Below are 6,026 nucleotides of genomic sequence, written 5' to 3'. Positions count from 1 at the left end.
TCGGTGACGAGAATGCCGCGCACACCCCGTCGCCGGTGTGCTTGAACATGGACCCGCCGTGCGCGTCGATCGCCGCCCGCAGCACCTCGTCATGCGCAGCCAGCGCCACCCGCATCGCATCGGGGTCGGCCTCCCACCGACGGGTCGAGCCCTCGACATCGGTGAACAGGAAGCTGACGACACCGTGTGGAGATTCGGCCGCCTTCATGGGGAAAGCTCCGCCCGTGCCTGGCCGATCTGATCGAATGCGTAGGCGACTACGGCGGCGGTCGTCATACCCGCTCCGGCGCGCGCGAACGATTCATAGGTCTGGTGACCGAGCACCTCGCGCAAATGTGCTATCGCCGAATCGACTTCGGGAAAGACCAGACGAGAGCCCGGTACGTCGCCGAATCCCATGAGCGTGGCGGCGGCGTCATAGCGCCCATATCGGTCGAGGAGGACGGCGATCATCGCCAACGGACCGGTTACCAGGAGAAAGCTGCCTGATTCCTGATAGTTGCGAATCGCAAGCAGCAAATAGTCGATGGCTTCCATGGCGTCGCCGTGGCTCACGGCGAGTCTGGAGAGGTTGATGGAAATCGTTGACTCCATGAAGCGGTTGCCACTGTCATGAGCGACGATCATCGCGCGCAGACCCACGTCGTAGGCTGCGACGGGGTCGGCGTCGCGGTAGGCCCAGGCGTAGGCGTTCAACGCCAATGCTTTGGCATTCGGATTGGCAATCGTGTCCGCAACATTCAGTAGCCCCACAGCGACGGGCATTGCCTCGTCGTTCGCACCACCATTCGTCAACGCCATCACAAGTTGCGACCGCGCGAGGATATGCGGACCGGGTGTTCGCGCCATCATGTTGCGCACCATCGCAGCCGTCTTCAGCGGCTCGCCCTTCAAATGGTGGGCGGTGCCGAGAGCGGCCTCGAAGCCGAGCGGAACCTCCGCGTAGCCTCCGCGCTCGACTGCGGCCTGCCCTACCTCGACATAGCCGATCGCCTCATCGACACGCCCAGCGGCATAACACTGGGCAGCCATTGTGCAAATTTGTACGAGCCGGTGATGGTCGCAGGCGGCGGCGGGTGCGACGAGTTCCTCCGCCCAGCCAACGGGCTCCAGTCGTTCCGAACACATACCCAGAAGTGCAGCGTAGAAGGCGATCGGTGCGGCGGTATCCAGGTCGTGATGGTCTGCGGCCCAACGGAACGCGGCGCGCAGATTCGCCAGTTCACGTGCAATCCACTGGTAAGCATCGCGTTGGCGAGGGCTGTCCCAAAGGCCGAGGATGTCGGCTTCGCAGTTGGCGAAGTAACAGGCATGGGCGTTTCGGGCGTCATCAGCCCCGCCGACGGCGGCGAGTTGCTCTTCGGCGAACTGCCGGACAGTTTCCAACATCGAAAACCGGGTCTGCCCGGTTGACCGGTCAGCCACCAGCAGCGATTTGCGTACCAGCGCGCCGAGCAGATCCAGAGTGGCGAATTCCTCGGCAGACCCGGCGACCACACGGGCTGCCGCGAGGTCGAAGCCGCCCGCGAATACCGAGCATGAAGCCAGCAGAGACTTTTCGGCCCCATCGAGCAGGTCATACGACCACTGCACGGTCGCCCGCAGGGTTTGGTGCCGTTCGAGGCCTCGCCGCGAGCCAACGAGTAGCCGGAATCGATCGTCGAGCCGGTCGCGTACCTCGGTGACGGTCATGGCCTGCATACGTGATGCGGCAAGCTCGATAGCCAGCGGGATACCGTCGAGCCGTCGGCAGATCTCAACCACCACATTCACGTCGTCGGGTGCGCTCAACGACATGGCGGGTGCGACCGCTTTGGCGCGTTCGGTGAACAATGTGGCTGCGGCGGAATCGATCCCGGTGTACTCCAGCGACGGAACCGGCCAGAGTTGCTCGTCAGCCAAGCGGAGCCCTTCCCGGCTGGTAGCCAGCACGCCAACCGTCGAGGACCGCGACAGGATCGCATCGATCATGTCGGCAGCGGCGTCCAGCACATGCTCGCAGTTGTCGAAGACAAGCAGCCGCACACGATCCTCCAACGCTGCCGCCACGCTGTCGGCAACACTCAGACCGGCCTGTTGGGTGATACCGAGGACGGCCGCGACGGCATTGGCGACGGCAGCGGGATCGTTGACTGCGGCCAGCTCGATGAGAAACGCGCCGTCTGGGAACTCGTCCGCCAACCGCGCGGCGGCCTCCAATGCCAGCCGGGTCTTTCCAACACCGCCGACGCCGGTCAGCGTGACCAGGCGACTCGTCTTCGACGCCGTCAGCAATTCCGCCAAATCCGTCTCGCGTCCGACGAGGCTGGTCGTCGGTGGTCGCAGATTCCCCGGCACCCGGTCGAGCGTGCGCAGCGGAGGAAACTCGGCGCGCAGGTCGGCAGCGAGTACCTGGAACAAGACAACGGGCTTCGTCAAGTCGCGTAAGCGTTTCGGTCCCAATTCGACGAGGTCGAACCCGTTGAGAAGGTCGGCGGTGGTGCCATCGAGCAGAACCTGCCCGCCATGACCCGACATCATCACCCGCGCGGCACGATTCAGCACCGTTCCGAAGTAGTCGCCGTCACGCAGCTCTGCCTCGCCGGTCGCCAGCCCCATCCGCACCGGCAACTCCAGTTTGCGCTGCGCGGCTATGGCGGCATCGACCGCTGCCCTTGGTGATGCGAACGCGGCACACACACCGTCCCCGGTGTGCTTGAACAACCAGCCGCCGTGCGCCTCAATCACCCCGCGCAGCACCTCGTCATGCGCGGCCAGCGCCAACCGCATCGCATCGGGGTCGGCCTCCCACCGACGGGTCGAGCCCTCGACATCGGTGAACAAAAACGTCACCACCCCCGAAGGAGCAGCCTCCGGATCAGCGGACACCCCCGCAGAATCTCACACAGACACGCGCCTACCTCGTACATCGGCGAATCCGGCCCGGTCACCGGATACATGCGTAGTTGACACGAACTTCCGCGAGTCGCAGGCCCCGTGCCGTGGTCACACTGCTTTGAAAGCTTCCCAGCTGCGAGCCCTTATGGCCAGAATGAGAGAAGCCCCGCCGTTCTCTGAATCCGATCCCGGCGGGGCCTCTCAATTGGGGAGGCTCAGAGGTCGAGCGTCTGCGCGGCGAACGTCTGCCAGGTCGCGAGCTTCCCGGCCTCCTGCAGCAGCGCCTGCGCCTTGGGGTCGCCGTAGAACGCCTCCTGGACCTGGCCGTACTTGCTCCAGCTCTCGGAGCTGGAGAGGAACACCAGCTGGTTCGTCGCCTCGCCGCCGATGACAGTGACCAGCACCGTGACGTTCTCGCCGCCCTTCTTCGCGACCAAGTCCTTGATTTTCTTGAGCAGCTTCTGCAGGTCGTCCCACACCTCGGCTGAGCGCGGCTGGATCGTTACCGCAGTCAGAATCGCCATTCGGTCATTCCTTTCGATTGGGATTGGCCGAGTGCCCATCCCGAGCGGAGCCTAGACCGAGTGTGCTGGAGGGGTACGGAAAATCAAGCAAAGCCGCAGGCCGGGTACGGTCAGCCGTCAGGCCGGAGACTCACCGTGCGGAATCTCCAAAGTTGTCGCGGTGTTCCCAGCGACTTCGGTTGAAGCTCCCGACGGCCGGGTCAGGCCGCCGCCGTCGGCGTCGTCAAAGTCTTCTACAACAGCCGCCGCCGCCGCATTGATGTCGCCCATCCAATACGAGAGACTCGCTGCAGACCAACCGGCCGCAGCATAAGGAAAGCCTTCACGATTCGAGGGGAAGCCCATTCGTTCGACGCCGCCGTCGTTGACCGCCGTTCTGCACCATGAAACCCTTCTCCCTATGGGGGCAGCCGACAACGCACAAGTTCATCGCAATTGGATCGCGGCGGAAGACAAGCGCGACCTATCCAACCTCGAAGAATTCTTGCACCCCGACTTCGAGCTCCACCCCGCCGGTATCGAACCGGTCTTCGGCATCCACGCCTATCGGGCGTTCAGAAGTACTTACTTCGAGGGTGTTCCGGACGAGCAGGTGGTCGTCGAAGACCTCTTCGCCACCGACGACCGCACGGTGTGCCGGTGGCGCATTCGGGGAACCCAAACCGGAACGCTGTTCGGCCTGCCACCGACGGGCCGAGCGATCGACTACAGCGGAATCAGCATCTACGAGGTCACCGACGGCAAACTGCGCCGAGGCTGGATCGAGCAAGACAGCATGGGACTGATGGGGCAACTCACCAGTTAAGGGGTTGAGACTCCCCGCTCACCCCATTAGCGCCCGCCTATAGGGCTCACCTCTTCGATGGATAGACCTACGTCCCAGCACACGATTCCACGGCACAGACCACAACCTCACTGCAACTCCGGCCGGGCCCAAATTTCTCCCTGTCACTGTGGGGGCCGACTTATCGTTTTCGAGACGAGCGGACCCAGTGGGAAGCGGCGGTGGGTCGAAGGTCTCGGACGTGGCCGCCTATAGCCCCGACCGGTGTCTTATTCAGGTCTATTCCGAGACAGCGTTCAGTTCGGCTCGGGCCTGGTCGATTTGGTCGTATGCGTAGGTCACCATGGCGGCGGTGGTCATGGTCTCGCCCTTGCGTGCGAGCGATTCGTAGGTCTGGTCGCCGAGGATGTCGCGGAGGTGGGTGATCGCGGATCTGATCTCGGGAACAAACACTGCGGTCACGGGATCGAACGCGAGGCCTGCGATGGTGGCCGCCGGTTCGCGTCGTCCGAGCCGGTCGAACAGAACAGCGACGACCGCCAGCGGCCCGTGCATCAAGGCGGTGCTGCCCGAGTCGTGGTAGTTGCGGATTGCCAGAGTGACGTGATCGAGTGCGGACGCAATGTCACCGAGTCCGGTTTCGAAGCTGGCCAGACTCGTCGCTAGTTCGCTGCATCGGCTACCGCTGTCTTGGGCGATCACCAGACCCCGGCGAAGGGCGTCCAGTGCTCGGTCAGGATCGGTGTCGCGAAGGGCGAATCCGTAGGCGTTCAGCGCGTTCGACAGCGCGTGGGGGTTGCGTGTGGCCTCGGCGGCCTCGATTAGACCGTTCGCGGCAACCCTTGCCTCCTCGCCGCGACCAGCGAACGTCAGCGCGAAAATCAGACTTGCCCGTGTGATCACCGGGGCGTCATTGCGGCGTTGCAGCTGGGCACGGCATATCTCGGTCCACCGATCGGCCTGACCGATATACATGTACGCATTTCCAAGGACACCTTCGCTGCCATGCGGCAGCACAGCGCCGCTCCTCCCGAGAACGATCCGGCCGTCGTCGCAGTAGCGGACGGCATCGTCGACCCGCCCCGCCATGAAGCACTGCGACGCGACCACATACAGGAATGCGAGCCTGGGATGATCGGTCGCACTCGCGGGTTCGATGAGTTCCTCGGCCCAGCCGATCGGCTCATAATTCTCGACCCCCGTGCCGAAAAACCCCGCGTAGCTTGCGATGGTGGCAGCCACATCGAGATCTTTGTGGTCGACAGCCCAGCGAAACGCGGTACGTAGGTTGGCCAGCTCAGTGGTGAACCATTCGTGGGCCTCGCGCTGGCGCGGGCTGTCCCACAGGGCCATGATGTCGGCTTCCCGTCCGGCGAAGTACCGCGAGTGCGCGGCCCGAATCTCGGACGCTTCGCCACGGGCCACCAGTTGTTCCTCGGCGAACTGGCGGATGGTCTCCAGCATCGAAAACCGGGTCCGCCCCGCCGACCGGTCGGCCACCAGCAGCGACTTGCGCACAAGAGCGTCGAGTACCTCGAGGATGGCGTACTCGTCGAGGTCATCTGATCCGCCTACCGCGCAGGCGCTGTGCAGGTCAAATCCGCCCGCGAAGACCGAACAGCGGTCCAGCACCGTCTTTTCGGTGTCGTCGAGAAGGTCGTAGGACCAGGCCATCGCGTGGCGCAGCGTGTGGTGGCGTTCTAGTCCGCGTCGCGATCCGACCAGCAGCCTGAACCGGTGATCAAGGCGATCACGCATTTCACTGGCGGTCATCGACGCCATCCGCGAGGCGGCCAGTTCGATGGCCAATGGAATCCCGTCGAGGCGCTGACAAATCTCAG

Annotated in this window: 6 protein-coding genes; 1 reads left to right on the top strand and 5 read right to left on the bottom strand. The window is 63.9% G+C overall.

The genetic code is table 11. The annotated features are described in order from the left end of the window. The 4 genes from ACLQI9_RS23800 to ACLQI9_RS23785 all read right to left on the bottom strand — a co-directional run. The coding region (locus tag ACLQI9_RS23800; protein ID WP_442392287.1) for a hypothetical protein at positions 1 to 208 on the bottom strand (208 nt) is incomplete at its 3' end. Further along, a complete protein-coding gene (locus tag ACLQI9_RS23795) occupies positions 205 to 2,868 on the bottom strand; it encodes an ATP-binding protein (protein WP_442376815.1) in 2,664 nt (887 codons plus the stop codon). The genes ACLQI9_RS23800 and ACLQI9_RS23795, both read right to left, overlap by 4 nt. 224 nt (positions 2,869 to 3,092) lie before the next feature. Continuing rightward, positions 3,093 to 3,401, bottom strand: coding sequence for a hypothetical protein (locus ACLQI9_RS23790; protein WP_442376813.1), 309 nt, complete (start codon positions 3,399 to 3,401; stop codon positions 3,093 to 3,095). 117 nt (positions 3,402 to 3,518) lie between these two features. Next, entirely contained in the window at positions 3,519 to 3,671 is a 153-nt protein-coding gene (locus tag ACLQI9_RS23785) for a hypothetical protein (protein WP_442392286.1), read from the bottom strand. Positions 3,672 to 3,801: 130 nt separating this feature from the next. Here ACLQI9_RS23785 and ACLQI9_RS23780 point away from each other — a divergent pair, with 130 nt between their 5' ends. Next, positions 3,802 to 4,206, top strand: a complete 405-nt coding sequence (locus ACLQI9_RS23780) for an ester cyclase (RefSeq protein ID WP_442376811.1) — start codon at positions 3,802 to 3,804, stop codon at positions 4,204 to 4,206. A gap of 258 nt (positions 4,207 to 4,464) precedes the next feature. On the opposite strand, the gene ACLQI9_RS23775 is transcribed toward ACLQI9_RS23780, so the two are convergent. Beyond that, on the bottom strand, positions 4,465 to 6,026 hold a 1,562-nt coding region (locus ACLQI9_RS23775), incomplete at its 5' end, for an ATP-binding protein (protein WP_442392285.1).

Source organism: Mycobacterium sp. (assembly GCF_052143115.1).
Taxonomy (GTDB): Bacteria; Actinomycetota; Actinomycetes; order Mycobacteriales; family Mycobacteriaceae; genus Mycobacterium.
Note: the sequence above shows the minus strand (reverse complement) of the source record. Positions and strands in the feature narration are given on the sequence as shown.

What these genes read in the sequence shown, in the direction of transcription:
- ACLQI9_RS23790 (WP_442376813.1), bottom strand. Translation starts at nt 3,401, where the DNA reads ATGGCGATTCTGACTGCGGTAACGATCCAGCCGCGCTCAGCCGAGGTG.
- ACLQI9_RS23785 (WP_442392286.1), bottom strand. Translation starts at nt 3,671, where the DNA reads ATGGGCGACATCAATGCGGCGGCGGCGGCTGTTGTAGAAGACTTTGAC.
- ACLQI9_RS23780 (WP_442376811.1), top strand. Translation starts at nt 3,802, where the DNA reads ATGGGGGCAGCCGACAACGCACAAGTTCATCGCAATTGGATCGCGGCG.